Raw genomic sequence first — 26,125 nt, 5'->3', positions numbered from 1 at the left:
GGACGCAAAAAGCTGCGGACTTAAGGATCGCGAATTAAATAATTTACACAAGTTTGTGGGATGGGCCAGAAGAACCATCAAATTGTAAGTTATTTAATTCTCATTCCTAAGTCCGCACGCGCGATCGAATATTATTGCAGTCAATCGATCGGATACGATATTCAGAAAGCCTTCATAACCGGGCTTTTTGCGAGGCTGCGGGCGCCAACCTCTGTATTTCGGAAAAAAACCCGGTTTCTGACTAGCCGTGCGTCTTGGCATTATTTGCGGCCTGTCAGCAAATATGTCACCATGTATCCCTTGCCCTTAACTTGAATGGCGCCGCGCTTCTGAAAAGTATATTTATCCTTTAATATTTCGTAGGTTTCGGCGGTGACTTGAATGCAGCCGGTAATCCCGTGGGATTCCATGCGCGAAGCAATATTTACTGTGTCGCCCCAGAGGTCGTAAATAAACTTTTTTAAGCCGATGACGCCGGCAACTACAGGGCCGGTGCTAATCCCGATCCGAATGCTGAATGGTTCCGAATGCTCTAAACTCAGCAGCCGAATTTCGTGCAGCATATCGATCGCCATATTGGCGATCGCCTCCGCATGATCCTCTCGCGACGTAGGTAAACCGCCGACAACCATGTAAGCGTCACCAATAGTCTTAATTTTCTCCAAACCGTGGCGATCGGCCAAATGGTCAAAAGCCGAAAAAATATCGTTGAGCACTTCCACCACCGCAGTCGCTGAAATTCTTGACGAAAGCTCTGTAAACCCCACAATGTCGGCAAACATCACAGTTACTTCCCCAAAACTTTCGGCGATATTGTGCTCGTTGTCCTTCAAACGCAGGGCGATCGCCGCCGGCAAAACATTCAGCAGCAGTTGCTCGGATTTCATTTGTTCGAGTTCCAACTGTTGGTAAGCAGTCTGCAACTGTTCGGCTTGGCGAATTCTTTCTCGGGCTAGCTTTTCGATTTGGGCGGTGCGGCTCAAAGCTGTCAGCATATATGTCACCGGCAGCAGAGTCCACAACATCCCCATCGTCAGAGTTCCCCAAGAACGCCAGTGCTTGCGAGTCCTGCGAATTTCCGGCGTTGCGGACACGTACACAGACCACTGGCGGCCGCTAATTTTTAGCAGCCTTTGACAAGCTGTATACTCCGGGCCTGGATTCTCAAGAATCGGGCAGTTTGACCAGAGATCTCGTTTCGCAGCCACCGATGCGGCCAACACTTGTTGGCTGGAGGATTGGAACAGCACCGCAAATTGCTGAATTTGGCCGTCAGCAGCCTGATTTTTGAGAACAGGGTCGCCCGTGTCCGGTAACAGCGGCGGTGCTTCTTGCTTGTCTGAAGCCTCGCTGGCGAGATAAATGGTGAGGTAGTCGGTATTGCGTCCTTTTAAAGAGGTTTGGAAAATATCTTTGCCTTGAAATACGCCCAGAACAAATCCTTGCAGCAGTTGGCGGCGGGATTCCAGGGCCGTCGGTTTAGTGCTGTTTTCGTAAATCGGAACTATGGCCAAAAGACCCGGTTCCGTGGAATTCCCCTGAGTTAGACCGGCGTAGCTGGTGACAATCATTTCTCCGGTATCGCGCGCGCGATCGCTCGCGGCGCGGATTTCGGGGTGGGAGGCGAGGTCAAAGCCCAATGCTGTCTCGTTTCCGGCTGTTGGTTCGACGTAAAAAGCCGGGAAATATTCGGAACGCTGGCTGGCCTTGCGCAGTTCTCCTCGGGGGCCGCGCTCTGTAATCTCGAAGCTGGAGTCGGTTTCGGTTCTGGCTTTGGCTTCGTAGTTGGCGCGCTCGGAATTGGGGACGCGCGGGGCCCAAGCCAGGAGTTGCAGGCTGGGGTGGACGGATAGGGGACGGCCGACAAACCGCGCAAAAGAGGAACGCTCGACGGCGCTAAAGGCTTTCATGTAGTCGCTGAGGGCGAGAACTGCGTCTAAGTCGGAGTTGAGTTGGCGTTCGATGCCGATCGAAATATCATCGATACGGCGGTGCATTTCGTAGTCGTGGCGCCTGTCTTCCCAGTCCCAAACCAAAGCAAATGCCAGGGCCGACAGTCCCACACCCAAAGCGAGCGTCAACCCGGCTGGAATGTAGCGAGACCAGGATAAAGGTAGTTTTTTCAGCATAATTGCCTAGCGAATAAGGGCAGAAGATGAGCACACCGCGCCAGTGAGATTAATTTCGGCGTCTGAGTGCCGTTAATTCAAAACCCTGATAACTCAAGCACCGACGGCAATTGGCAATTAAAAGTTAGATATTGAAACTTTTAGATTAACTTGCGATCGCTCAGCAGGGAATTTCAATCCAGAATTCCGCTCCCTGTCCGGGCACTGAGATGCACCGCAGACTTCCCCTATGTTTTTCTACCACAATCTGATGGCTGATGGACAATCCCAAGCCTGTGCCCGACCCGACCGGTTTGGTGGTGAAGAAGGGGTCAAACATCCGTTTGCGAACGTCTTCGGTCATTCCCGGGCCGCTGTCGGCGATACAAATGACAATGCGATCGCACTCAGCGAGCTTGCTTTTACTGTTGTTTTTCAACCCGGCTTTTTTCATGAGGGTGCGAATCACGATCGTCCGGGGTTGCTTGTGGTTTTCTAGAGCGTCGATCGCATTGCTGATAATATTTAGAAATACCTGGTTTAACTGCCCCGCACAACAGTAAACTTTAGGAATATTTCCGTATTCTTTAATGATTTCAATCCGGCTTTTATTACTCTTTGGTTCCAGTTTGTGCTGCAAAATTAACAGCGTGCTGTCAATTCCTTCGTGAAGGTCAGCAAACTTCATTTCTGATTCGTCCAGTCGCGAAAAGTTCCGCAGCGACAACACAATTGTACTAATTCTTTCTACTCCTACTTTCATGGAATTTAGCATTTTTGGCAAGTCTTCCTTGAGGAAATCAAACTCGATTTTCAGGCTGGTTTCAGTAATCTGATGAGCAGGGGACGGGTAGTAGTGCTGGTAGAGATTTAACAGTTCTATTAAATCGTTAAAATAGTTGTATGTGTGAGAAATATTACCGTGAATAAAAGTTGCGGGATTGTTGATTTCGTGGGCGATGCCAGCCACCATTTGACCGAGGCTCGACATTTTTTCTGATTGAACTAATTGGATTTGAGCGTGTTGGAGCTGTTCGTAGGCTTCTTGCAATTGGGATGCTTGTTTTCTCAATTGAGATTCAGAAGCTTGGAGTGCTGCTGCGGAAATTTTGCGGTTGGTAATATTTTCAATCATCCCTAATTTGTAAATAGGTTTTCCTTCCCCGTCTCGAATCACAGTAGCTGTCACGTTTACCCAAACAATTGTACCTGTAGCCGCAATTTGGCGGATTTCGATTTGATAGCTCGTAATTTCTCCCCGATCGATCGCAGCAGCAACTTCGAGATTTTTGTGACGATCGGCGGGATGCCCAATTTCTCTAAATGTTTTTCCCAGCAATTCTGCTGCGGTATATCCCAGCATTTCGCAGTAAGTTTTATTGACTCGCACTAACTGGTTATCATCTAAATTGGCTAAGTAGATACCGATGGGTGCATCTTCAAATATTTTGCGAAATAGTTCCTCGCTGGCCCGGACTTTAGCTTCGAGGGCCAGGCGATCGGTGATATCTTCAAAGGTAGACAAAATGCCCACAACATTGCCGTAATTGTCGTGTAAAGGTATTTTATTTGTATCCAGACAGCGCTGGGTGCCGTCGGCTTGCATTTTGGATTCTATGATGTGATATTCTGGGGTGTTGGTTGCCACGATCCGGCGGTCGCAGGCTCGAAACAATTCAGTTTCTTCTGGCTTCCAGGGCATATTGTAGTCGGTGAGACCGGCGATTTCCGTGGGATGATTCAAACCTGCGATTTTGGCAAAGTTTTTGTTGCCTCCGAGGTAAACTGAATCTAGATCTTTCCAGGCGATTAACTGAGGGATGTTGTTGATTACCAACCACAGCATTTTTTGGGAGCTTAGCAGCGCTTCCGTGCGTTCTAGGACGCGCTTTTCAAGTTCTTGATTGGCTTGTTGCAGGGCGATTTTTGACTCGCCCAGGGCGATTTCTGCTAGCTTGCGATCGCTAATATCGATGGTCACGCCCTCCCAAAGTATATCGCCGCTTGGTTGCAGTTCGGGGCGGGCAATGGCGCGAATCCATTTAAGTTTGCCCGATCGCGTGACGATCCGCCCTTCATATTTCCAAGGTTTTAAATTTTTCCCGGAACTTGTGAGTGCTTCTAGCATGGGTTGTAGGTCTTCTTGATGCACCAGCGACCACATTAAATTTGAGTTTTTTTGAACTTTTTCGGGGTCTAATTCGTAGAGTTCCCAACAGCCGGGACTGACATACATGAATTCATTAGTACCGTCGAGATGCTGCAAGTATTGATAAATCATTCCCGGTAGGTTGGCGGCCATTTTTTGGAATCTGGCTTCGCTTTGCCGCAGTGCTGATTCTGCAAGTTTGCGATCGCTAATATCAATTAACAAGCCGTCCCAAATAATCTCACCTTTTTCGCCCTGTTCTGGTCGAGAAGCCCCGCTAACCCACTTGATGCGATCGCCCGGGAAAACTAATCTGCCTTCCCACCGCCAAGGTTCTAGACTTTTAGCTGAGATAGCAACAGTTTCCTGGAAGTTTGGCGCATCGTCTGGATGAAGCATTTCGATCGCAGGAATAGCTGACTTTTGCAGCACTTCTGGTTCTAATTCGTAGAGTTCGCGACAGCCAGAACTAACGTAAGGGAATGACGCAGTACCGTCTGCTGCTAGCTGAAATTGATAAATCATTCCGGGAACGTTGGCTGCTAGTTTTTGCAACCTCGCTTTACTTTGGCGCAGTGCTGTTTCTGCTTCTACGCGATCGGTAATATCATAAAATGCAGATAAAATTGCTGCTTCGCAGTTAAAATTAATCGATCGCATCGACATTTTTACCCAAAAAAAACTGCCGTTTGCTTTCTTGAGACAGATTTGATCGCTGTCGCTAAAGCCGTGCTGTTTGACTAATTCTACTAATTGACGGCGATCGCTCAAATTGGCATAAAAGTTGCTCTTTTTACTACCCACAAGCTTTTGCGAACTCAAACCGAAAGTTTGGCAGAGGGCTGGATTTGCGTACAAAATCGTGCTGTCTTCCAGGCGCGTAATCAGCATGGGAACCGGAGTCGCAGTGGCGATCGCCCGCAATCTTTCTTCACTTTCTTGCAGGGCGGTTTCGGCTGCTACTCTCGCGGTAACATCATTTTGAACTCCGATAAAGTGAGTGAGCTTTCCCTCGCCGTCTAAGACAGGGGAAACGGTTAATTCGTTCCAAAAAGGAGTTTTGTCCTTGCGGTAATTTTTGAGAATTACCTTAATTTCCGTCCCCGATCGCAAACTGCTGCGGAGTCTTTCTAATTCGGCGCGATCCGTATCCGGGCCTTGCAAAAACCGGCAGTTGTGTCCAATGACTTCTTCCCGGGTGTAGCCGGTCAGTTTCTCAAAAGCAGGATTGCAGTAGATAATAGGTATATCAGGCCTGCTAGCATCTGCAATTACGATGCTGTTGCTCGACGCTGCGATCGCCCTTTCTAGGAGAGATATATCAAAAGAGTCTGTGATCATCCGTAGTAATATGCACACTCCCTGGGAGCGGACAGAAAAATAAAAATTTATCGATAGCTGGACGCATTCTGATTTTATTATCTTATTTTAATTTAAGCTGTTACGCATTTTAATTGGAAATTCGGGACGCTGCTCGGAGCAACGTCCCACAAGAGTTTTATTGATTTTTGACACACAATTTCAATGTAGAACAGCTTAGCCTGACAAATTCAGTAGCCCCAAAAAGCCGACGGGGAAATTAAGAGCGAGCGAATGGATGAGCGGGCGAATCAAAGAGCAGGCGAATGGATGAGGAAGAGCGGGCGAATGGAATTCGCACGCCAAACAAACTTTCACCCGCCTGGTGCGGGTTGAAGAGCAGGCGAATGGAATTCGCGCCCATACAACAATACGCTTGGGTTAACGTTTTTTTGTCATGGCGAGCGTCCCGATCGTTGCAATCGCAGCCTATACAAACGTAGGCGTTAGCCTTCGGGAAGGGTAGTCCGCCTCCGCGGTGTAAAGAAAATAACATAATTTTAACCGTCCGATCTTCAACCCGCAGGCGAGTGGGTTTTGTTTTTGTAGACGCGGTTTCAACCGCCGTCTGATCTTGAATATAAAATCGAAAATCGAACATGGTATAACCCTTTTAAATTGACAAGCTGATCCCAGAACCCTGAGCAGTTTTACTTACTTCAATTCTGGCTTGAAAAGCTTCTTTCAGGTGCGGCATATGGGTGACGGTAAGAATGCAGGCGAAGTCAGAGGCGATCGCATTAATCGCAGCAATCAAGCGATCGCACCCTTCAGCATCCTGAGTCCCAAATCCCTCGTCAATAATCAACATTTGCAAAGCCGTACCCGCCCGCTGAGACAGCAATCTCGCCAGCGCCAGCCGAATCGCAAAATTAATCCGAAAAGCTTCGCCGCCCGAGTAAGTTTCATAGGAACGAGTACCGCGAGCATCAGCAATTAAAATGTCTAAAGTGTCAATCAATTTAGTTGCTTTTTTAGAAGCCGCCGCCCGCTGAGTAATAAATTGCACGTGCAACTGATTCGCGCTCAATCTCGACAATATCTGATTAGTTTCAGCTTCCAGTTGAGGCAAAACATTTTCAATCATTAAAGCTTGAATGCCGTTTTTCCCAAAGGCTTGACCCAACTCTTGATAAACTTTGTATTGGCGTTTAGCAACCTGCATTTGCTCTTTTTGAGCTACAAGCTGAACCTGCAAAGCTTCCAGATTTTGCTGCTGCTGCTGGAGCCTTCCCAGACTTCCCAAATGTTGGTCTAGCTGCTGGCGGCGGCGACTGATTTGCTGTTCGATCGCACTTATTTGAGCTGTCGGATCGGGATGTTCTTGCAATTGCTGGTTCATCGCCGAAGTTTGAGCGGTGACAGCTTGCAAATCGCGATCGCGCACGGCGATCGAAGTGGCGATTTCATTAACCCGCTGCTGCACTTGCGGGAATTGCTGAGTTGCCGAGATCAATTTTTCAGCGCGGGCGATCCAAAATTGCGTTTGACGCATTTCGCTGCGGACGTGTTCGTGCTGTTCCAAGTTATAGCCAACTTCCGCAATGTATCTATCTAAAGACAGAATTTGCTGCTGAATTTCCGAGCTATTTTTTTGCTGTTCTAACTGTTGTTGTACGGCGGCTAATTGAGCTTGCAAATCCGGGCGGCGGCTGTGAATTTTATGCAGTTTCTGTTGAGCATCTTTGATTTGAGCTTGCTTAATTTCCGCCCACCGCAAGCGCTTTTCATCGCTGCGGGCGAGAGAGTGACTGCGATCGCTATAATTGAGCTGTTGCAGTTGCTGTTCAATTTGCTGTAGTTCGCCCAAATCATCGGCCGCGTACTCGCCCGTACGCAGCAACCGCTCTATTTCCGCAGCATCTTGACGCATACTTTGCAGTCGAGTTTCGTCTTGGCCCAGGCCATCCAATTGAGCTTGCAAATGGCTGCGGCGTTCCCGCAATTCTTGGTAAGGGGCTAATTGCTCTTCTAGTTCGCGGTATTCATGTCTGAGGACTTGAATTTCGCGCTCGGAGACGGCCAACTGTTCGCGCACAACCCACAGTTGGTTCCAAATTTCCTGCTGTTGGGAGTGATGTTTTGTGACGACCAAATTCCAGTAGTGTTCGTCTAAAGGTCGATCGCACAAAGGACAATTCCCAAAATTTGCATCCTGCAGCATTAAAGGCGAATTCGCTGGCTGAGTTTCCGCAAAATTCGCAGATTTACCTTCAGTTTCGCTAGTTTCTCCTTCATTTTTCCGCAGCAGTTGCAGCTTTTGGTCAATTTCCGCGAGTCTGGTTTGATAGTCGCGGCTTTTAGCTTGCAGGTTTTCCAGAAAGCTGTGCCTTTCTTGGCCTTTTTCGCGGACTCGCTCCTGGTAAACTCGCTTGTTTTCCAACTGCAAAATTTGATTGGCGATGGCCGAGATTTCCTGCTGCAATTGCGGCTGTCGCTGCTGCTGCTGAACTTGCACCTGTCGGTTGATTTCGCCTAAACGGGCGGTTAAGCCGGCGCGGGCACGATCGAGCTTTTGTTGCTTTTGCTGCTGCTGTTGGATCAGCGGCGAAACTTGCAGTTGCAGTTGTTCTAGTTCGTTAAGGCGCGATCGGGCGCCTTGCAACTGCGCGAGTCCTTTTTCAACCTCCGGCTGCTGTTTGAGAACATCTAGAACATCTTTTTCATCCTGTTCTAAGACCTCTAATTGAGCCTGCAATTGCTGAATTTTGTTTTGCAAAAGGCTCAGTTCTTGCCGCTGCTGTTCTTGTAATCTTTGGCGCTGATTTTGGGCTTGTTGGTGAGCCTTAAATTTTACCGATAGCGTCTCTTCAGTGGCTTGCAAGCTGTGGAAATAGGCAATGCCTGCTGTTATTTCATTTTCTTGTTCGAGCAGGGCTTGCAGCTCGTGTTGCTGCTGCTTGGCGGCAGCGAGTTCTTGCTGCAAGCGCCGGCATTCTTGAGAGATATTGTAGTGCTGTTGCTGGTGGCCGGCGAGGAGTTTTTGCCAAGTTTGGCGGTTGTGGTGCTGGAGTTGCAGTTGCTGCAAATGTGCTGTCTCGGCTTGCTGCTGTGAAGAGAGCAAATCGGTTGCTTGCTGCAATTGAGTTTGTTCGGATGCGATCGCCTCTTTTTGTTGCAGTTGCTCTTGTGTTGCGTGCAAACCGTGTTTGATCGCTTCGACTTTGGCTTTAAATTCTCTCGACTTTTCCTTGGCTTGTTCCGATAAAGTGTCGTATTGATCGAGTTTGAGGAGATTGGCTAAAACTTGCTTGCGGTCGATCGGCTTTTTGAGCATAAACTCATCAGCACGCCCCTGCCGCAAATACGCCGAGTTAATAAAAGTATCGTAATCTAGTTTGATATGTTCGAGGATTTTCTGCTGAGTATTTCTCAGGCCCTTGTCTGTGAGCGTGCGAAAATTAAGTTCCTCCTGAGTCTCGGCAGAATTCAAGCTGACTTGAAACTCCAAACTTCCCGATTGGCCGCGCCGGCGGTTGCGAATCACCCGGTAGATTTGGCCGCCCGTGGAGAAAGTAAAATCAACGCGGACATCAATTTCGCCAATATGGATGATATCGTCTTCTGTATCGCTGCGGCAACAGCCCCAAAGTGCCCAGGCGATCGCTTCCAGGAGGGAGGATTTACCAGCACCGTTAGGCCCGCAAATGCAAGCGGTGTGCAGTCCGCGAAAGTCTAAAGCAGCTTCGCGATAGCTGAGAAAATTTTTGAGTGTAAGTTGTATAGGAATCATTTAAGGCCATCGCGCCATACAATCTATCTATAAATAACACTATTTGTGCGCTGTTGCCTAGTTATTCAATCTAGATCCAAAACAATTGTCAGTGCTTCTGCAATTTCTTCCATAATTTTGTCGGAGAGAGTTCCGAGTTGTCGGACAAATCTTTGTTGGGAGATGGAACGGACTTGAAAACAGTCGGCGGCTGAGACTTTAATCAAGCCATTTTCGCCACTTGGTTCTAGTCGAACCATCCAATTTCTCTGTGTATATCGCTCTTTCCAGTCAGTGATGGGGACAATAACTTCAAGCAGTAAAATTCCCACCGTCTCATCGCTGACAATAACTGCGGGACGGGTTTTGCCGATTTCTGCGCCAACAGTAGGCTCAAGTGTAACCAGCCAGATTTCGCCTCTACGCATTAGTTTTTATCCCAGCGTTCAGGTATTCTTCCTCGGATTCAAAATATGGTTCGCTGTCTGGCGACCACAAATCATGTAAAGCACCTCCCGGCATATAATCCTTGACTGCTGCTTCTGCTGCGGCTCTGAGTTGGCGCTTTTTCTCGGCTTTGCGCTGGGCTTTTTGTTCGATTTCTTCGCGCATCATTCGCGAAGCTGTTTCGATGATTTCTAGGCGTTCTTCTGCTGTCAGGTTTTTGAGTGCGGCTAAGATTTCTGTTTTGGTCACGGTTTTTTGGGGTGTTTGGGGAGAAAGTGCGATCCAACCATCATTATATCTTTCGGAAAAATCAATCTCGGCGATCGCAGTTAATTTTTCATCTCATATCGTGTCCGATCGATTAACCGCAATCAGATGAGTTCGTAGTGCCCCGCCCAGAGTCCGCACTCCGGCTGCGGACTCTGGGCGGGGCACTACAAACCGTTTTTGTTCTGGTAATCGACCGGACATGATATCATCCCCAGAATCAGGACACGGCAGTGCCGTTTCCCTACAATAGACAAGATTGCAAAAATATCTAGGACGGGCTTTCTGGCCCATCCCACAAGAAAAAAAAATTGTGGGATGGGCCAGAAAGCCCGTCCGAAAATTTGATTAAAAGAACTTTTGCAATCTTGTCTAATGATTAATCAGGTTAGGCACAGTACGGTGTCCTCGAAACTGCCGTGTCCTCCGATCGCGCGGGAAACGGCAATGTCCTCCAAATTGCTTGTACGGGCGATCGACCTTACGGATAGTTGTTAGGATTTTCAACGATCAAACCCTCACTTATTGCTGCTGAATTCAGCTCCCCATCAGCAGAGACAAAAATCATCGCCGGCAAACTGTTAGCTGTGCAGAGGTTATTTATGCTACAGCCTGTTGCTAGCTGCACAGCATCATAGCCTCGCAATCCGTAGGTTTCAGCTAATGCCATTGCAGAGTTAATAATAGTTTCGGTGAATTATACAACTTGATACTCAGATTGCAGGTCACTCCTGAACTGATTGCACGCTGCTGTAGCATCTGTCGCATTGATGCTTCGGCCGCGCGACCTTCTCGTAATTGCAGCAACAATTTCAACACTTGTTATACCAGCAATAGACAAGATTGCAAAAGTCCTTTTAATCAAATTTTGGAACAGGCTCTCCGGCCTGTTCCACAATAAAAAATGTTTACTCGTTACCAGGAAGAGCCTGGTAAAGCAGATCCGGAGGCTCTGCCGACCTTTGTGCAGCGGAAGCAGAGCAAGAGTTGCTCGATTGCCTCTTAACCAGTTATTGAAACTGATTTAGGATTGCTATATCTACAAAATAAATTGTCATCTAGCGGCGTTCCTCAATAATTGTCTCAGAAACAGGCTTGCCCTGTACCTGAATTAGTCGCCGTTCTGTTTGCAGGTTCCAAGAAGAATGCTTGATTTTTTTGACTAAACCAGAAGTTAACAGCGCTTGATGAAATTTTGTCCGTTGAGCAGTTTGTTCTTTCTCGGCCAGATACAGCACTTTCTAGGTAAGTGAAATACAAAAAATCGGTTTCTGTAGGGGCGGTGCCCCTGTGCCCGCCCTGATTCCTGGTTTCAGGCTAGTACCTCATAAACCGGGGATCTGCTGTATCTCCCAATAGCGCGTTCTAATTGCTGTAGTTCTATGACTTCCAGGTTGTCAAGCTGATTGAGGATTTTGTTGAAGATTCCTTGCGACATAGGATTCTACTTTTTACTAAGGCTAGTTTATAGATTATACAACTAAGGAATGGCAATTTAATAACTTAAGCGACTTGCTTGTTATACCATGCGTGAAAAAATCTTGCTACAATAGAATTGTTGGGCGGAGTGAAACGGAGGGTTGTTTCATCCACCCAATGTGTAAGGTGCGGATCTATTCGACAAGTAGATTAAATTTAGGGATTCTTCTCGTGCGACGCACCCTACGAATACTACTTTTTACTAAGGCTAGTTGATCTATGATACAACTAAGTGTCCTGCGAATTGCCGTGTCCTCGATTGCTTTTGATTTTCCACGATCAAAAAAGGTTGGCTGTATTCCTACAGCCAACCCCGCGCCTATTTAGTTGTCCTGCGTTTGCTCAAACAGCAATACTATCTGACAACATTCGGGAAGGTATAACCGACACCGAGTAACAATCCCACTTCAGCTCCGTCGAGAAAACCAATATTCAGTCCGGCTGTTGCGGTAAAATTGGTCGAAAGTGGGACATCCACACCACCGGAAATCAGGAAGCCAAAATGGCTGTTGTCACCGGTAGAAAATGCTACGCCAGCACCTGCATAAGGAGCAGCAGTAATCACAAAATCATCGCTGACTTCGACAGCATCTTGAGATACAAAATCGTAGGTGACTGGAACTAGAACAGTTAACTTGTCGCGGAACAAAACACTCGGTCTCACTGAGAAATTGTTCGTCAAACCAATTTTGCTAATAATCGCAAATGAAGTTTTACCTAAGGCTGAATCTCCGCCAAAACCAAGATTGCCGCCAATGCCGACGTAGCTGGGCCCAGAACGGGTAGCTCGGCCAGGTCTGACGGTGCTACCGCCCGGTTGAGCCAATATTTGAGGTTTTTCTGAGGCTGTTGCCGGTTTTTCGGCAAGTTTTGGTTGGTTTGTCAGGGCCCAGGCGGAAGTGCTCACAGGATTGCTTAACACTTCTTGTGCTGTTTTGACTTCTTTTTCTTCTTTTGCTGCTGTCAGTTGGGAATTAGGTCGATCGGCAATAATTGAGGTAGGTCGATCGATCTTTTCGGCAATCTCGACCTTTGGCTGCGTTTCTACGCTATTCTCAGCAATTTTAGCTGTTTCTTCCGAGTTTTCTGTCTCCGCAGCAATGGATGTATTTGGCGCAGTTTCAGTCTCCGCAATTTCCGATGTGAGTGCTGTGGATTGTTCCGGTGTCGCCACAGATGCTTCCGAGTTGGCTGCGGGTGCGGAGGCTGCTGGCTCTACCGCTGCTGTTAGTTCGATCGAACTGATAGAATCAATTTTTGTATTGCTAGCCGTTGTTTCTGCATCTGGTTTAACTGCTGAAGTTGCCGCCGGCTCAGAAATTTGGTCAATATTTTGAGCCGCCACATTTGCAGTTGTACCGACATCGAGCAAGTTGCCAGTTTCAGCTTTCGCTGACATGGTACTGCAACAAACAGCTAAAGCTGCAAGATTTATTAACGCAAAAGTAGACTTGGAAAATAGACTATTCATCAGAAAAATGGGTTTGAAACCCCGTCCTTTTAGGACGGCTTTACATCTTAGTTTTAGGTTGGTGTTAGGGGTGGAATTACCCACCCCTGCGAATCTATCTACCGCCGGGCGAACTACTAAATGCCGGGTGCTTTTGCTAGAGAGCACTTTCGCGCCTGACAATTACCGACTGACATTGTTTGTTCGCGATCGGATAACAAGTGGCGATCAGCCCATGTGTATATTTCCCTTCGCTACTGACTATCACAGAGGTTACAGATTAGGGAGGCGTCCAGTAACGTATGAATGGTGTACCACCACCAGATAGTTCAGTTTGGGTTTTTAGCCCGTAAGCTAGACACTGTTTTAGTCCTGAATTAAGAAGGTGGTAAGCCTTCCTCTTTCAAGCCCCATGCCTTGATAGCTGGGGTTAGTGACAAGACACTCCTCAATGAATGGTGTGTTAAAAGTGTAAGTGTTTGAGGGCTCTAGTCGAGACCTTTGCTGAAAAATGACACAAACATGAGTTGTGTTGTTCCTAGATTCGCACTTAACTCTTGAGGAGTCAACTCTCTCTGGTGATTAGATTCAAGAACGGAAGGCTAGTCGATCGGCTAATTTGAATTTACAGTTCGAGCGGCTAAAAATCAATCCTAGGGATGATTTCACTCTCGATGCTGCTTATACCACTTTCAACAAAAAAATGCAACTGTAGACTACCTCAGACTACCTCGAAACCACGAGCTTCATCAGTCATTCCAATTCTGCAAGTCTTTAATCTAAAATCTCAAATCGTATTCAGGGGTCGATCGGGCGCACAGAGCATTCTACAATGCTGTACATGGGGGCGCTGCACTCGCAGCAACAGCCGAAACATCCGGCTGCGTTATGGCGCACCGCATCGAAACGAAGAGACAGCAAGGTTTGACAACTGTTTTGGGAATCCGGGGGTCTAAATTGGGGGAGTTGCGCAGCGGGCGATCGGCTGCTGCACATTCCCTGACAAGTAATGTAGAATAGCACTGATCCGAAAAACAGTTGTAGCTCGAGGGTGTCAAAATTATTAAATATTATTAGAATCCTGTAAAATTGAGTGTTTTATTAGTAGAGTTTAGTCTTCGCTTTAGCTCAGGGTCTGACCATCTAACAACAGCACGCAACTAAACAAGTAAAAAATAAAAAGTATCCGATCTCAACTTGATTTTATGAGCAAAGTTCTAGTCATATTAGGCGAATTGAGCGATCGCGACATCGATTGGATGCTCGCCAACGGCACCCGCACCAAAGTGCCCCCCGGCACCACCCTGATCGTCGAAGGTAAACCATTAGACGCGCTGTACATAGTTCTGGATGGAACTTTGAGCGTTACTGTATCATCTTTGGGCGACAAAGAAATTGGAAAAATCATCTGTGGGGAAGTGTTGGGCGAAATGTCTTTTGTAGACGGGAGGCTTCCTTCTGCTAGCGTCACGGCAATTGATGAGTGCCTCATCCTGTTAATTCCGAGGCGGCTGCTAACTGAAAAACTCGAGCAAGACGTGCTGTTTTCCCTGCGGTTTTATCGGGCGATTACCAAATTTCTGTCGTCGAGACTGCGGGGTACAGTCAAACGATTCGGCGAAGAGACTGATTATTTAATATATCAAGACCCCGACGATCGCGCGAGCGCCCAAAATGTCGAAAATCCCGATTTGGCTCAATCGAGATTTCAATGGCTGTTGCAGCGTTTGAAGGCGAATTGAAGTCAGTTGTCAGTTGTCAGTTGTTAGTTGTCAGTTGTTAGTTGTTAGAAGGAAGAAGTCATTAGTTAGAAGGAAGAGGGAAGAGGGAAAAAATAAGATGACCCGCTTTGCCTCTTTCTGGTTTTTCTACCAATGCCCAATGCCCAATGCCCAATTCCCAATTCCCAATTAAAAAACATATTTTTCAGCGACGCGCCAGTAGCGGGAAAAACGCTTCAAATCAATGTAGCCATCGTAGCGGACAAAGGGATCGGGCTGCAAAACTTCTACTGGGTGCGAGATCCTAATTTCCCGGCAAATATCCTCAAACCGAGGACTGGGACTTTCCGCAGTCACTACTTGATTCGCGCCGGATTCTTTAGCAAAAGCGATAACTTCCGCAGCCACATTGCCACGCCGAATAACTACCGGCAAATCTAGCAAACATTCATAAATAAACACCATTCGTTTGAGACTCAACTGCCATTCATCAATGAGCGCATCGTCCCAAACCCAGATCGCCGGTGCCTCTGGGTGCCCTTGAAAAGCCGGGCCTTGAGGATTTAAACAGTCGCCGTGCAACCAAATAATCGGATTGTTCATAACTTGGGAATCGGTAATTGGTAATTGGGAATTGGTAATTGGGAATCGGTAATTGTAATTGGGAATGTAAAAAAGTTTAATTATTTTTATTGCTTCTTCCCTCTTCCTAATGACAACTGTCACTTGTCTACTGTCACTTGTCTACTGTCACTTGTCTACTGACTTAATTTTTCCTTCCCTTCTGAGGGCGTTGCCAACTTTGAGAGCCGCCCGTGCGATCGACCTTTTCGCCCTGAGGAAACAACTTCCCTTCCAAATATTCGTAAGTTCCCTCAAAATCGCATTGTCCGTACAGAGGACAATCGCGACAATAAACTGACTTAGTGTAACGCTCCAAATTTTCCCGATTAAAAAAATAAGGTTTGTGACTAAAAGTGCTCGCTACCCACTGCCAAGAAAGATTATTACTCGCCGGATCTCCATCTAGCAAGTGTTCCAAAAACCAGCGAGCTCCAGCTTGCCAGCGCACGCGGCGCCAGTGTACCAAATAACTAGCCATCCACATCCGCTGATGGTTGTGCAAATAACCAGTTTCCCGCAACTGGTGGCTGAAGCTGTCGATGCACACTAAACCAGTCGTACCCTCGACCACATCCTGCGGCAGAGTTTCGCTGTAATCTTTGGTAGTGTAACCAGTTTTGTATGGTTCCCGGTCTTCCCAAATCCCTTTGCCCAATTCGGCGTACAGCCTCTGCCAATAATCGCGCCAACCCAACTCGTTGACGAGTTTCACAGCGTCTTCTTGATGCTGCACCTTGGCAAGTACGGCATCCCGGACTTCGGCAAGACTCAAAACGCCGTAGCGCAAATAGGGCGACAATCGCGTTACTGCGCCGTTGAGAAAGTTGCGGGTTGAGGCGTATTTGCTGGGATCGACTTGTTGCAGCAATTGCTCGGCTGCTTTGCGCCCGCCTAGAGTTGGGGCTACGTTGCTATCCCGGATGGCGGTTTGGGGGAACTGTTCGCGCACGTAGGCTATTAATTCGTCGCGGCTGGCAAATTCCCGCTTCATGTCCTGACTCATTGGTTTTTATTAAGCGCCTGCTATTGTTTCTTCATGTTAAAGGTATTTGTTTGGGCGTGCGGGGTCGATCGCCCGGGAATCGCCTTTCAATCCTGATACCGTAAAGTTTGCCTCAACAGTCGATCGTCGGCTGGCAACTAAAATTAGCATTAAAGTTCAGTACACTCAGGGATACATATCATACCAAAATCCTATGGAAACTTTTGAGGCGGACGCTAAACCGATCGCCAGCTTAGCTAATCGACAGCAGCAAGGTACAAAACAACTGGAAAACAGCGAAGTTCAAGAATTCGATCGAGCCATGATGCGCCGCTGCATAGAATTGGCCCGCCGCGCCCTCGGCAAAACCGCACCCAACCCCCTCGTCGGTTCCGTAGTTGTCCGAGACGGTAAGATTGTCGGCGAAGGGTTCCATCCCGGTGCGGGCCAACCTCACGCCGAAGTGTTTGCGCTCCGGGAAGCGGGGGAACTCGCCCAAGGAGCGACTGTTTACGTCAGCCTGGAGCCATGCAACCACTACGGACGGACTCCTCCCTGTTCAGAGGCTTTAATTAAGGCCAAGGTGGCAAAAGTAGTGGCTGGCATGGTCGATCCGAATCCATTGGTAGCCGGAACAGGGCTGGCCCGGTTGCGGGAAGCCGGCATTGAAGTGGTGGCGGGAGTGGAAGGGGAAGCTTGTCAGAAGCTCAACGAGGCTTTCGTACACCGGATTTTGTACCGCCAGCCTTTCGGAATTTTGAAATATGCGATGACTTTGGACGGTAAAATTGCTACCAGTACCGGTCACAGCGCTTGGGTGACGGGCTCCGAGGCTCGGAGCGAGGTGCATCGGGTGCGCGTCGGCTGCGATGCGGTGATTGTTGGGGGAAATACGGTGCGTCTAGACAATCCCCAACTGACAAGCCACCAGCCTGACAGAAACAATCCCCTGCGGGTGGTGATGAGCCGCTCTCTGGATTTGCCGAAGTCGGCTTGGTTGTGGGAAACCTCCGTGGCGGCGACTTTGGTGCTGACTGAGCCTGGGGTTAAGCCGGAATTTCAGGAATTTTTGAGCGCCAAAGGGGTAGAAGTTGTGGAGTTGTCGCCGCTGACGCCGACTAATGTGATGGCTTATTTGTACGATCGATCTTTTATGTCTGTACTGTGGGAGTGCGGCGGCACTTTGGCGGCTAAAGCAATTGCTGAGGGTGCCGTCCAAAAAATTATGGCTTTTATTGCTCCTAAAATTGTCGGCGGCCAAGATGCTCCAACTCCTGTGGGAGATTTGGGCTTTTCTGCAATGACTGATGCTTTAACTTTAGAGCGGGTTTCTTGGCGCGCGGTGGGTGAAGATTGTGTGGTGGAAGGCTATTTTAAAATTAAAGATTGAAAGTTAAAAGCGAGTCTTTTTAGTTTTTAATTTTTAACTTTTAACTCCTTTTATGACTGAAATTCTGATTTGGAGTTTGATGGTGGGCAGTCTCGGCTTGGAGGCTGCGATTCTGGGTGTCTTGGTGAGCCGCGAGCAATTGGCGGCGGCGCAAAAATGCGACGAGGAGGAGGAAGTTTTGACTCTGCACGAATCTCAAGAAGATAATTTTACTGTGCCTGAAAATGCGATCGCAAATGGCAATCCCAAATCCGATAGCAATCCTGATGATTTGACAGTTTGGGAGTACAAGATTGTCCGGGCTAGCAGCGATTTGTTTCGCAATCCGGCGATTTTTCACAAGCTGTGTCAGGAAGAGGCGGAAGTTGGCTGGATTTTGCTCGAAAAGCTCGATGACAGGCGGGTGCGGTTCAAACGTCCGATCGCGCTGCGGGACGCCCCGAGGGCGAATTTACCAGCGTTTGACCCTTATCGCAGTCATTACGGCCCGATGTCGAATGCGATGACATGGGCGGCGGCGATCGTGTTTTTAAGCGCGATCGTGCTTCCTGCTGTTTTGGGCTATGCTTTGGTGTCGGCTACTCTAAGCAGAAGTCGCTCTAATTGGCCCCCGGCTCCTATTCAATCTGTGCCCTCTCCGGGCGGGCCAACAACTAATAATTGATACCAGGGAATTGGAATTGGTAATTGGTAATTGGTAATTGGGAATTGGTAATTTACCGCTGCCGAAGCCTGTTTTATAGCAAGTCTAAATCATTGGTGAACGAGATTTTTTTAACGAACCGCGAAGGCGCGAAGAGCGCTAAGGAAGAGAGGAGAAGAGAAGGGAAGAGAAGGGAAGAGTGTGTGTTCGTTTGAGGGATTTAGGCTTGCTATACATCAATACGCTTGGGTTAGCGCTGTTGATTGCCCGGAGATCCCCCTCGCATCCCCCGGATAGTCGGGGGACTTTGAGGAAGTTCTTGTTCCCCCCTTAAAAAGGGGGGCGCCGGGGGGATCTGGCCGATCGGCTGTCGCGCAAATAAACATTGCATATTCGGGACGCTGCTCAAAGCCATCCCACAAGACTTTGATTATTTCTTGACCTACAGTTTAAATGCAGAACAGCTTATAAAGCGTATTGTGCTATACAGCACTTTCTAGGTAAGTGAAATACAAAAAATCGGTTTCTGTAGGGGCGGTGCCCCTGTGCCCGCCCTGATTCCTGGTTTCAGGCTAGTACCTCATAAACCGGGGATCTGCTATATATACGTTGATTCGATTTTAGGTTTGGGGCGGTATTACTGAGGGAGCGGATAGCAATCTCAAGTTGTAATCTGTATCGCCTTGAAATTGAGAAACGCGGACGAAATAAGTCCCCGCAGGCAAAGCCCCATTGCTGACAATTATTTCAGAATTTGCGCTTAAATTGTTAGATGAAGCAATAATATCGTCTAATCCAACTACGCCGTTGCCGTTGAGATCCTGAATTAATTCTACATCCACATCTGCACTCAAACCGTCTACTGTTGCACTGAAAAGGCTGGGAGTATTCAGGATGAAACTGTAAATATCGGCGGGTTTGGTAGCATTCAAAAAATCGTTGTCAGTTAGACTGTCTGTGAGAACACCTAGGTTTTGGGCTGCGCTCAAATCGTCGGCGGGAGCGGGGAGTGTGCTCAACAGTCCTTCTTGTTGACCGAATTGAATGTAATGGTCGATCGCACTTTTAACTGCACCGCTTCTGACTGCTGCTGGGATCAGCGGATATTTTTCTAGATAAAAGCTGGGATCGAAGAAAACGCTGGGTTTGCGGTTTTCAAATTGACCGGCTTTAAGATAATGCTCAAATGCGGTAAATTGATTTGTTTGGACTGCTGTCTGAACGTCTGGGTTGCTGGTTAGATAGAAACCAACATCGAACAAAGGGTTGGGGTTGCGCCTTTCAAATTGACCGAATTTGATCAAGTGCTGGGCGCCGGAAAATTTATTTTTTTGAGCTGATACTGCTACATCTGTATTGGTGTCTAAATAATAGCTGGCGTCGAACAGGGCATTGGGGTCGCGGTTTTCAAATTGGCCAATTTTTTGGTAGTGATCGAAGGGGGTCGATACCGTGCCTCTGGCGACTGCTACGGCGACATCTGGGTTGTTTTCGAGATAATATTTGCTGTCGAACAGTGTTCTGAGGGTTAGCATTATTAAAACAATCTCTCTATACTTTAGTCGGGAAAGTGCATAATCAAATTCGATCGAGAATCCAGTTTACATCAATTTTTTTGTGAGGGCGTCTCAATTATGGCTAAATCTGCACTGATGGCAATGTTACGCCGCGCTGCGAGTATTGCCCAGAAATCAAGGGAAACGGGCATTCCGGCTGATGAATTGCTGGGGATGCTGGACGATCGCACTCCCAATTTTCCCATATCTCGGCGCCAGTTGCTGCACGGGGGTTTAGCTACTGCGACAGCAGTCGCTGCTGGGACTTTTACCCGGGAGGGAGCTTTTGCTCAGCAGCGCGGGCGATCGCCCATTTTGGTTGTGGGTGCGGGAATTGCGGGTTTGACGGCGGCCTATCGTTTGCGCCAGGGGGGCGTGCGTGCCGATATCATTGAGGCAACTAACCGCGTGGGGGGGAGGATTCGCACAGCTCCTAAGGTGGCTGGAACGCTGATTCCGGTGGATTTGGGGGGAGAATTTATTGACACCGGCCACACTACTTTGATTTCCCTGGCGACGGAATTGGGTTTGCGGGCGAGAGACTTAGTTGACGCGCAGCGGGGATTGGTGAAGGATACTTTTTTCTTTGAAGGACGCCGTTTTTCTCTCCAGCAAATAATCGCGGATTTTGCACCGCTAGCTACTAAAATTAGTTCGGATTTGCAGGCGATCGGAGATAACCTTAGCTATCAAGATTTTACGGAAGCTGCGGAAAAATTGGACAATCTTTCGATCGATCAATATCTAGACCAATCTGATACTAGCACGATTGTCCGGCAGTTGCTCCGCATTGCTTACACGACGGAATTCGGCAGAGATTCCGAGGAACAGTCGGCGTTAAATCTGCTGTTTTTAATCGGTGCTGAACCTGACAGTTTTCAATTGTACGGCAACAGTGACGAGCGCTATCAAATTGATGGCGGCAACAGTCAAATTATTAACGGTTTAGCAGCTAAATTATCTGGTTCGATCGAGGCGGGGACGGTTTTGGAAGCGATTACTCTGTTGTCGGATGGCCGCTATCGGGTAAATTTGCGATCGGGACAAAGCGCGATCGATCGCACTTACGAGCGAGTTTTGTTAACTTTGCCCTTCAGCACTCTGCGAGACGTTAAAATTAACGTACCTTTGCCCCAGCCAAAGCTGCGGGCGATCCAGCAGTTGGGCTACGGTACTAATTCTAAGTTAATTACTGGCTACCGCAGCCGCATTTGGCGGGAACTTTATCGATCGACTGCTTCTGTTTTTACCGATTTAGGATTCCAAAATACCTGGGAAGCTACGCCTTTTGTTCCTACTCCTAACGGTTTAGTTACTGAGTTTACAGGAGGAAAGCAGGGTTTGGCGATCGGTGCGGGAACTCCCGAAGACCAAGCACAAAGATTTTTGAACCAATTTGAAAGAGTTTTCCCCGGAGTTAGAAACTTGAGAACCGGCAAAGCTGTCCGAGCTTTTTGGTCGGGAGAACGTTTTTTAAAAGGTTCTTATTCCTGTTATTTAGTCGGACAGTGGACGCAAATGTACGGCGTAGAAGGCGAGCGATTTGGCAATTTATATTTTGCTGGCGAACACACTTCGCTGGAAAATCAAGGTTACATGGAAGGCGGTTGCGAAACTGGACAAAGAGCGGCTCTTGAAATTTTGGAAGATTTGGGTTTTACAAGTTCTGCTGAGGCTTTGAATACTAGAAGTGCGAGCAGTTTGAACCAGCGCCGTCCCAGTCGGAAAGTTCCCGGAGCGCGGAATCTTCGCAATAGGAAGCCGAGTATTAGATAAGAGAAGTTGAACAAGGTTTGTAGTGAGGACTTTAGTCCTTTCTAAGAAGGACTAAAGTCCTCACTACAAACTAGAAACATATCCGGCATACAACTTATCAAACAATCTCGTCCGGGTTAATTCCCCGAGCGCGCAAATATTCAGCTAGGCGATCGGCTCGTTGACGTTCGCGATCGGCGCGTTCGCGTTCTTGCTCGACTCGTTGTCGTTCTGCTGTTATCTGTTCTACACCCCACAATAGCAGATTTCCTGCTTCATCCCACCAGCGCAACCAATAACCTGTACGCTGTTCTTTTTCCCCTCGCCAAGTTCCCAAATACAAACCAAAATCTGCCATCCAATGGCGACCTTCCTCATCGGGAAATTCTAGTTCATATTTGCCATTTTGCAAGCGATATACTTCCAGCAATCCACTTTCTGGATTGAAAATGATGTAAGTTGGTACTTGCAGAATTTGTTCGTAAAAAAACCACTTTCCGGGAGGAAAAGTACGTTTAACAGAATATTCCCCGCCGTCTGTTTCCGACAAAAATTCGATCACAATAGTCGGGATTTCTCCTTCCAAGTTTGGAGTGTAACTTTTGCGTTCTATTCTCGACTCTGCGGGCAATACCGAAGGTACATAAACCCAATCCGGTGCTTTAATAACTAATTCGCCGTTGACAGTAGCGCAAATCCCAAAGTTGCTAGCAATCAGCATGAGTGGGCCGATTAATCCTCTCAGTTCTAAGATTTCTCGCAGTGCTCCAGCAATTAGCGGTTGACCTGTATTCTCCACTGGTTTTTCTTCTAATTGGAAGTCGTCTGGCAACTTCTCCCAAGTTACGGTCATTGCTACCGTTTTTTGTTTTGGGTTATCTTGAGTCGCGACCATGACTTTAGTTTTTAAAGTTTGATAGCTAATTATAACATACTGTAAGGTGATTTTCGGGCGGGCTAGAAGCCAACCCCACAATAACTTAAATAAACAGGATTGTTAAAATTAGATGTGCGCTAGCTTAGAGAATGGTCAAATTTATGTAAATCATATTGTACAATTAATCTCATAAAATCCCAACGAAAAACATGAATATTTTACATTTAACAGTGATTTTATCAATTTTGCTAATCTCGCAAATTTCACTTCGCCCCGTGCTGGCAGATTCTACAAATAAAAAAAATCAAACTTCACAAATTGACGAACCATTTTGCTACATGAAAACCCCCGACGGCAAAACAGTAGACTTAGGGAAACTTTGCGAAAAACCGCCAACTCCTAAAACCACTCAAACTTGCATTACTGGTGCCAACATGGCGGCAAAAGTATCAATTGCCCAGGCAAATTATGATGGGAATTTTTTGAGCGGTAAAGTGTTCAATCAAGGCTGCAAAACAATCAAGAATGTGAAAGTCAATTATGAAGTTTTGGACGAGTCAGGTAATTTAATTGACAACGGATTTATCAACGCTCAACCAGCTACTATTGCACCCGGAGAGTCAGCAGCCTTTCGGGGCGCAGTTGTCGCGGGGGCTAAGGTACAGGCGACTCATGCAGACGCTCAGGAATGATTGTCGAGTGTTTAGCCGATCGCTGCTATCATATTTTGGCTCAGATATCTCTATGAGTTACGCAATGAGTGACGCAGAGATCCCCCTCGCATCCCCCGAATCGTTGCGGGGACGAAAGAGAATAATCTTGTCCCCCCCGAATCGTTGCGGGGTTAGGGGGGATCTCGGGGTTTGAAAATACCCTATGGGGCTCGAAATGCGTAAATCCCAATCTCTAAAAACAGAACTTGCGAGGGCAAAATATCTTGAAAACTCGATCGACATACTGGCAAATCTTACCCTACCTCCGTCCCCAAAAACAAACCATCGGTAAAGCATTAGCTTGTACCGTAGTCTTTACCATATTTTGGCCGATAATCGCGTGGCTGGTTGGCGAAACAGCCAAATTTATAGGAAAAGGAGATTTACAAGGATTCGCGCAAATTGCGGCACTCAGCGCAGTCATATTTTTGATTCGCGGTACAGCCCAGTACGGTCAAGATACGCTGATGGCAAAAGCAGCCTTGACTATTGCTTTAGAAATCCGCAAAAAAGTCTATTCCCACCTCCAAAAACTCGATATCGGCTACTTTGAAACTGCCAAAACCGGAGATTTATCCTACCGCCTCACAGAAGATATTGACCGGATTGGCGAAGTTGTAAATAAATTTTTTCATCAATTTATTCCTTGTGTTTTGCAGCTAATCGTAGTCATGGGATATATGATTTATCTCAACTGGCAATTAACCTTGGGTGCATTAATTATTGCACCGTTAATGGCTATCTTAATTGGCTGGTTTGGCGAAAGACTTCTCAGTTACTCGCGCCAAAGTCAAAATCGCATTTCTGATTTATCTGCTTTGCTGACAGAAGTATTTAGTGGCATTCGTTTAATCAAAGCATTTGTGGCTGAAGACTACGAAATTGCCCGCTTTGCAGAAGAAGCGGAACAAAACCGCCGCGCGAAGTATTTGTCGGAAAGAGTAAAAGCTCTTCAGTTCGTCGTAGTTGGCTTTCTGGAAGCGATGAGCGTGATTTTGCTGTTTTTCTTGGGAGGTTGGCAAATTGCTCGAGGTAATCTCACTGGTACGCAATTTATCAGTTATATCGCAGGAGTTGCACTTTTAATCGATCCGATCGCAATTACCACTGCAAATTACGGCGATTTTAAGCAGGGAGAGGCTTCTAGCGATCGCATTTTTGAACTTTTGGCCATTCAACCCGCAGTCGTAGAAAAACCAGGGGCGATCGAACTTCCCCACGTTACGGGCAAAGTTGAATATCGCAACATTAATTTTGCCTACGCCCCTCAACCCCCCCTTGATAAGGGGGGGCAAGGGGGGGTGCCGATTTTGCAAAATATGAGTTTGCTGGTGCTTCCCGGAGAAATGATCGCCCTTGTAGGCGCATCCGGTGCGGGGAAAACTACATTAGTAAATTTGCTACCGAGATTCTACGATCCGCAAGCCGGACAGATTTTAATTGACGGTATTGATATTCAAGATGTCACGTTAAATACTTTGCGGCGCCAAATCGGAATCGTACCGCAGGAAACTATTTTATTTTCCGGTACAATTGCTCAAAATATCGCTTTCGGTCAATCTTATTACGAACTGAAAGACGTGCAGAAAGCTGCGGAAATTGCTAACGCTCATCAATTCATTACTGAGTTTCCCGACGGCTATCAAACTTGGGTAGGAGAAAGGGGTGTCAACTTATCTGGCGGACAAAAACAAAGAATTGCGATCGCCCGTGCAGTCTTGCTAGATCCGCGAATTCTCATCCTCGATGAAGCGACATCGGCGCTGGATTCGGAATCGGAAGCTTTGGTACAGGAGGCTTTGGAAAGATTGATGCGCGATCGCACTGTGTTTATTATCGCACACCGTTTGGCGACTGTGCGGAAAGCCGATCGCATATTAGTTCTCGAAAAAGGTAGAGTGATGGAATCGGGGACGCACGAGGAATTGCTCGAAAATGGCGATCGATACGCTCGTTATTACGCCCAGCAATTTAATCAGTAGGGTACGTTATATTATTTTATAGCGAGATGTAGGGGTGAAGCATTTGGGCGACAATTCATGGAGAAAACGCGATATTTTATATCCAAATGCTTCACCCTCCGGCGCGCGAGTGATGTAGGGGTGAAGCATTTGGGCGACAATTCATGGAGAAAACGCGATATTTTATATCCAAATGCTTCACCCTCCGGCGCGCGAGTTCCGATTTTTGGTGGTATTTGGGGTTAGATCGATTCACTTCGGGATAGCTTTGGTTCACGGGTTTGTTTGTGGGGTTTGGGCGAAGCATTCGGATATTTTAATTATGGTTTTTTCTATTAGATTGTCGCCAGAATGCTTCGCCCCTACAGGGATTTGTGTGACACTGAAACAACGCAGTTTCTGATTATTTTATAGCGAGATGTAGGGGTGAAGCATTTGGGCGATAATTCATGAATAAAACGCGATATTTTATGTCCAAATGCTTCACCCTCCGACGCGCGAGTTCCGATTTTTGGTGGTATTTGGGTGATGTGGGATTCACTTCGGGATAGCTTTGGTTGACGGGGTTTATTTGTGGGGTTTGGGCGAAGCATTCGGATATTTTAATTCTGGTTTTTCTATGAGGTTGTCGCCCGAATGCTTCGCCCCTACGGGGATTTGTGTGACACTGAAACAACGCAGTTTCTGATTATTTTATAGCGAGATGTAGGGGTGAAGCATTTGGGCGATAATTCATGAATAAAACGCGATATTTTATGTCCAAATGCTTCACCCTCCGACGCGCGAGTTCCGATTTTTGGTGGTATTTGGGTGATGTGGGATTCACTTCGGGATAGCTTTGGTTGACGGGGTTTATTTGTGGGGTTTGGGCGAAGCATTCGGATATTTTAATTCTGGTTTTTCTATGAGGTTGTCGCCCGAATGCTTCGCCC

Annotated in this window: 20 protein-coding genes; 7 read left to right on the top strand and 13 right to left on the bottom strand. The window is 47.3% G+C overall.

The annotated features are described in order from the left end of the window. Nucleotides 1-260: 260 nt before the first annotated feature. From QUB64_RS25995 to QUB64_RS25955, 9 genes are all read right to left on the bottom strand, one after another. Nucleotides 261-2,129: an adenylate/guanylate cyclase domain-containing protein gene (locus tag QUB64_RS25995; protein WP_333268926.1), complete on the bottom strand. Its 1,869-nt coding sequence runs from the start codon at nucleotides 2,127-2,129 to the stop codon at nucleotides 261-263. A 160-nt stretch (nucleotides 2,130-2,289) separates the two neighbouring features. After that, nucleotides 2,290-5,598 carry a PAS domain-containing sensor histidine kinase gene (locus tag QUB64_RS25990; protein ID WP_333268925.1) on the bottom strand — a complete coding sequence of 1,103 codons (3,309 nt, stop codon included), beginning with the start codon at nucleotides 5,596-5,598 and terminating at the stop codon, nucleotides 2,290-2,292. 238 nt (nucleotides 5,599-5,836) lie between these two features. Beyond that, nucleotides 5,837-6,217: a hypothetical protein gene (locus tag QUB64_RS25985; protein ID WP_333268924.1), complete on the bottom strand. Its 381-nt coding sequence runs from the start codon at nucleotides 6,215-6,217 to the stop codon at nucleotides 5,837-5,839. A gap of 12 nt (nucleotides 6,218-6,229) precedes the next feature. Then, the gene (locus tag QUB64_RS25980) at nucleotides 6,230-9,349 is read right to left on the bottom strand and encodes an AAA family ATPase (RefSeq protein WP_333268923.1); all 3,120 of its coding nucleotides are present in this window, start codon (nucleotides 9,347-9,349) and stop codon (nucleotides 6,230-6,232) included. A 65-nt stretch (nucleotides 9,350-9,414) separates the two neighbouring features. After that, a complete protein-coding gene (locus QUB64_RS25975; RefSeq protein ID WP_333268922.1) occupies nucleotides 9,415-9,756 on the bottom strand; it encodes a type II toxin-antitoxin system PemK/MazF family toxin in 342 nt (113 codons plus the stop codon). Then, a complete protein-coding gene (locus QUB64_RS25970; protein WP_333268921.1) occupies nucleotides 9,749-10,024 on the bottom strand; it encodes a hypothetical protein in 276 nt (91 codons plus the stop codon). Before QUB64_RS25970 ends, QUB64_RS25975 begins: the two co-directional genes overlap by 8 nt. 499 nt (nucleotides 10,025-10,523) lie before the next feature. Continuing rightward, nucleotides 10,524-10,712: a hypothetical protein gene (locus QUB64_RS25965; protein ID WP_333268920.1), complete on the bottom strand. Its 189-nt coding sequence runs from the start codon at nucleotides 10,710-10,712 to the stop codon at nucleotides 10,524-10,526. 388 nt (nucleotides 10,713-11,100) lie between these two features. Further along, nucleotides 11,101-11,280 (bottom strand): hypothetical protein, encoded by a 180-nt coding sequence (locus tag QUB64_RS25960; protein ID WP_333268919.1) that lies wholly within the window; start codon nucleotides 11,278-11,280, stop codon nucleotides 11,101-11,103. Between the two features lie 596 nt (nucleotides 11,281-11,876). Then, nucleotides 11,877-12,920: an outer membrane protein gene (locus QUB64_RS25955; RefSeq protein ID WP_333268918.1), complete on the bottom strand. Its 1,044-nt coding sequence runs from the start codon at nucleotides 12,918-12,920 to the stop codon at nucleotides 11,877-11,879. A gap of 939 nt (nucleotides 12,921-13,859) precedes the next feature. On the opposite strand from QUB64_RS25955, the gene QUB64_RS25950 reads away from it, so the two are divergent. Both QUB64_RS25950 and QUB64_RS25945 read left to right on the top strand, forming a co-directional pair. Further along, nucleotides 13,860-13,991, top strand: coding sequence for a hypothetical protein (locus tag QUB64_RS25950; RefSeq protein WP_333268917.1), 132 nt, complete (start codon nucleotides 13,860-13,862; stop codon nucleotides 13,989-13,991). Between the two features lie 185 nt (nucleotides 13,992-14,176). Continuing rightward, nucleotides 14,177-14,713: a cyclic nucleotide-binding domain-containing protein gene (locus tag QUB64_RS25945; protein WP_333268916.1), complete on the top strand. Its 537-nt coding sequence runs from the start codon at nucleotides 14,177-14,179 to the stop codon at nucleotides 14,711-14,713. 168 nt (nucleotides 14,714-14,881) lie between these two features. Here QUB64_RS25945 and QUB64_RS25940 read toward each other — a convergent pair whose 3' ends face one another. After that, nucleotides 14,882-15,418 carry a hypothetical protein gene (locus QUB64_RS25940; RefSeq protein ID WP_333268915.1) on the bottom strand — a complete coding sequence of 179 codons (537 nt, stop codon included), beginning with the start codon at nucleotides 15,416-15,418 and terminating at the stop codon, nucleotides 14,882-14,884. Between the two features lie 40 nt (nucleotides 15,419-15,458). Next, nucleotides 15,459-16,319 (bottom strand): FAD-binding domain-containing protein, encoded by an 861-nt coding sequence (locus tag QUB64_RS25935; RefSeq protein WP_333268914.1) that lies wholly within the window; start codon nucleotides 16,317-16,319, stop codon nucleotides 15,459-15,461. Nucleotides 16,320-16,512: 193 nt separating this feature from the next. Between QUB64_RS25935 and ribD the strand changes: the two genes are divergently transcribed. Together ribD and QUB64_RS25925 are read left to right on the top strand one after the other, a co-directional pair. Next, nucleotides 16,513-17,688, top strand: a complete 1,176-nt coding sequence (gene ribD, locus QUB64_RS25930) for a bifunctional diaminohydroxyphosphoribosylaminopyrimidine deaminase/5-amino-6-(5-phosphoribosylamino)uracil reductase RibD (RefSeq protein WP_333268948.1) — start codon at nucleotides 16,513-16,515, stop codon at nucleotides 17,686-17,688. A gap of 52 nt (nucleotides 17,689-17,740) precedes the next feature. Then, nucleotides 17,741-18,352: a hypothetical protein gene (locus tag QUB64_RS25925; RefSeq protein WP_333268913.1), complete on the top strand. Its 612-nt coding sequence runs from the start codon at nucleotides 17,741-17,743 to the stop codon at nucleotides 18,350-18,352. A 599-nt stretch (nucleotides 18,353-18,951) separates the two neighbouring features. On the opposite strand, the gene QUB64_RS25920 is transcribed toward QUB64_RS25925, so the two are convergent. Beyond that, complete coding sequence (locus QUB64_RS25920) at nucleotides 18,952-19,866, bottom strand: PPC domain-containing protein (protein ID WP_333268912.1); 915 nt, start codon at nucleotides 19,864-19,866, stop codon at nucleotides 18,952-18,954. 99 nt (nucleotides 19,867-19,965) lie between these two features. On the opposite strand from QUB64_RS25920, the gene QUB64_RS25915 reads away from it, so the two are divergent. Next, nucleotides 19,966-21,663: a flavin monoamine oxidase family protein gene (locus QUB64_RS25915; protein WP_333268911.1), complete on the top strand. Its 1,698-nt coding sequence runs from the start codon at nucleotides 19,966-19,968 to the stop codon at nucleotides 21,661-21,663. A 97-nt stretch (nucleotides 21,664-21,760) separates the two neighbouring features. Here the strand turns inward: QUB64_RS25915 and QUB64_RS25910 are convergent, their stop codons facing one another. Further along, on the bottom strand, nucleotides 21,761-22,537 hold the full coding sequence (locus QUB64_RS25910; RefSeq protein ID WP_333394254.1) for a Uma2 family endonuclease: 777 nt from the start codon (nucleotides 22,535-22,537) through the stop codon (nucleotides 21,761-21,763). A 191-nt stretch (nucleotides 22,538-22,728) separates the two neighbouring features. Here QUB64_RS25910 and QUB64_RS25905 point away from each other — a divergent pair, with 191 nt between their 5' ends. Both QUB64_RS25905 and QUB64_RS25900 read left to right on the top strand, forming a co-directional pair. Next, nucleotides 22,729-23,211 carry an FxLYD domain-containing protein gene (locus tag QUB64_RS25905; RefSeq protein WP_333268909.1) on the top strand — a complete coding sequence of 161 codons (483 nt, stop codon included), beginning with the start codon at nucleotides 22,729-22,731 and terminating at the stop codon, nucleotides 23,209-23,211. A gap of 245 nt (nucleotides 23,212-23,456) precedes the next feature. Continuing rightward, nucleotides 23,457-25,214 carry an ABC transporter ATP-binding protein gene (locus QUB64_RS25900; RefSeq protein ID WP_333268908.1) on the top strand — a complete coding sequence of 586 codons (1,758 nt, stop codon included), beginning with the start codon at nucleotides 23,457-23,459 and terminating at the stop codon, nucleotides 25,212-25,214. The last annotated feature ends 911 nt before the right edge of the window (nucleotides 25,215-26,125 follow it).

It is taken from the genome of Microcoleus sp. Aus8_D2, assembly GCF_036702665.1.
In the GTDB taxonomy this organism is placed as follows: Bacteria; Cyanobacteriota; Cyanobacteriia; order Cyanobacteriales; family Microcoleaceae; genus Microcoleus.
This window is presented reverse-complemented; position numbering and strand designations above follow the sequence as displayed.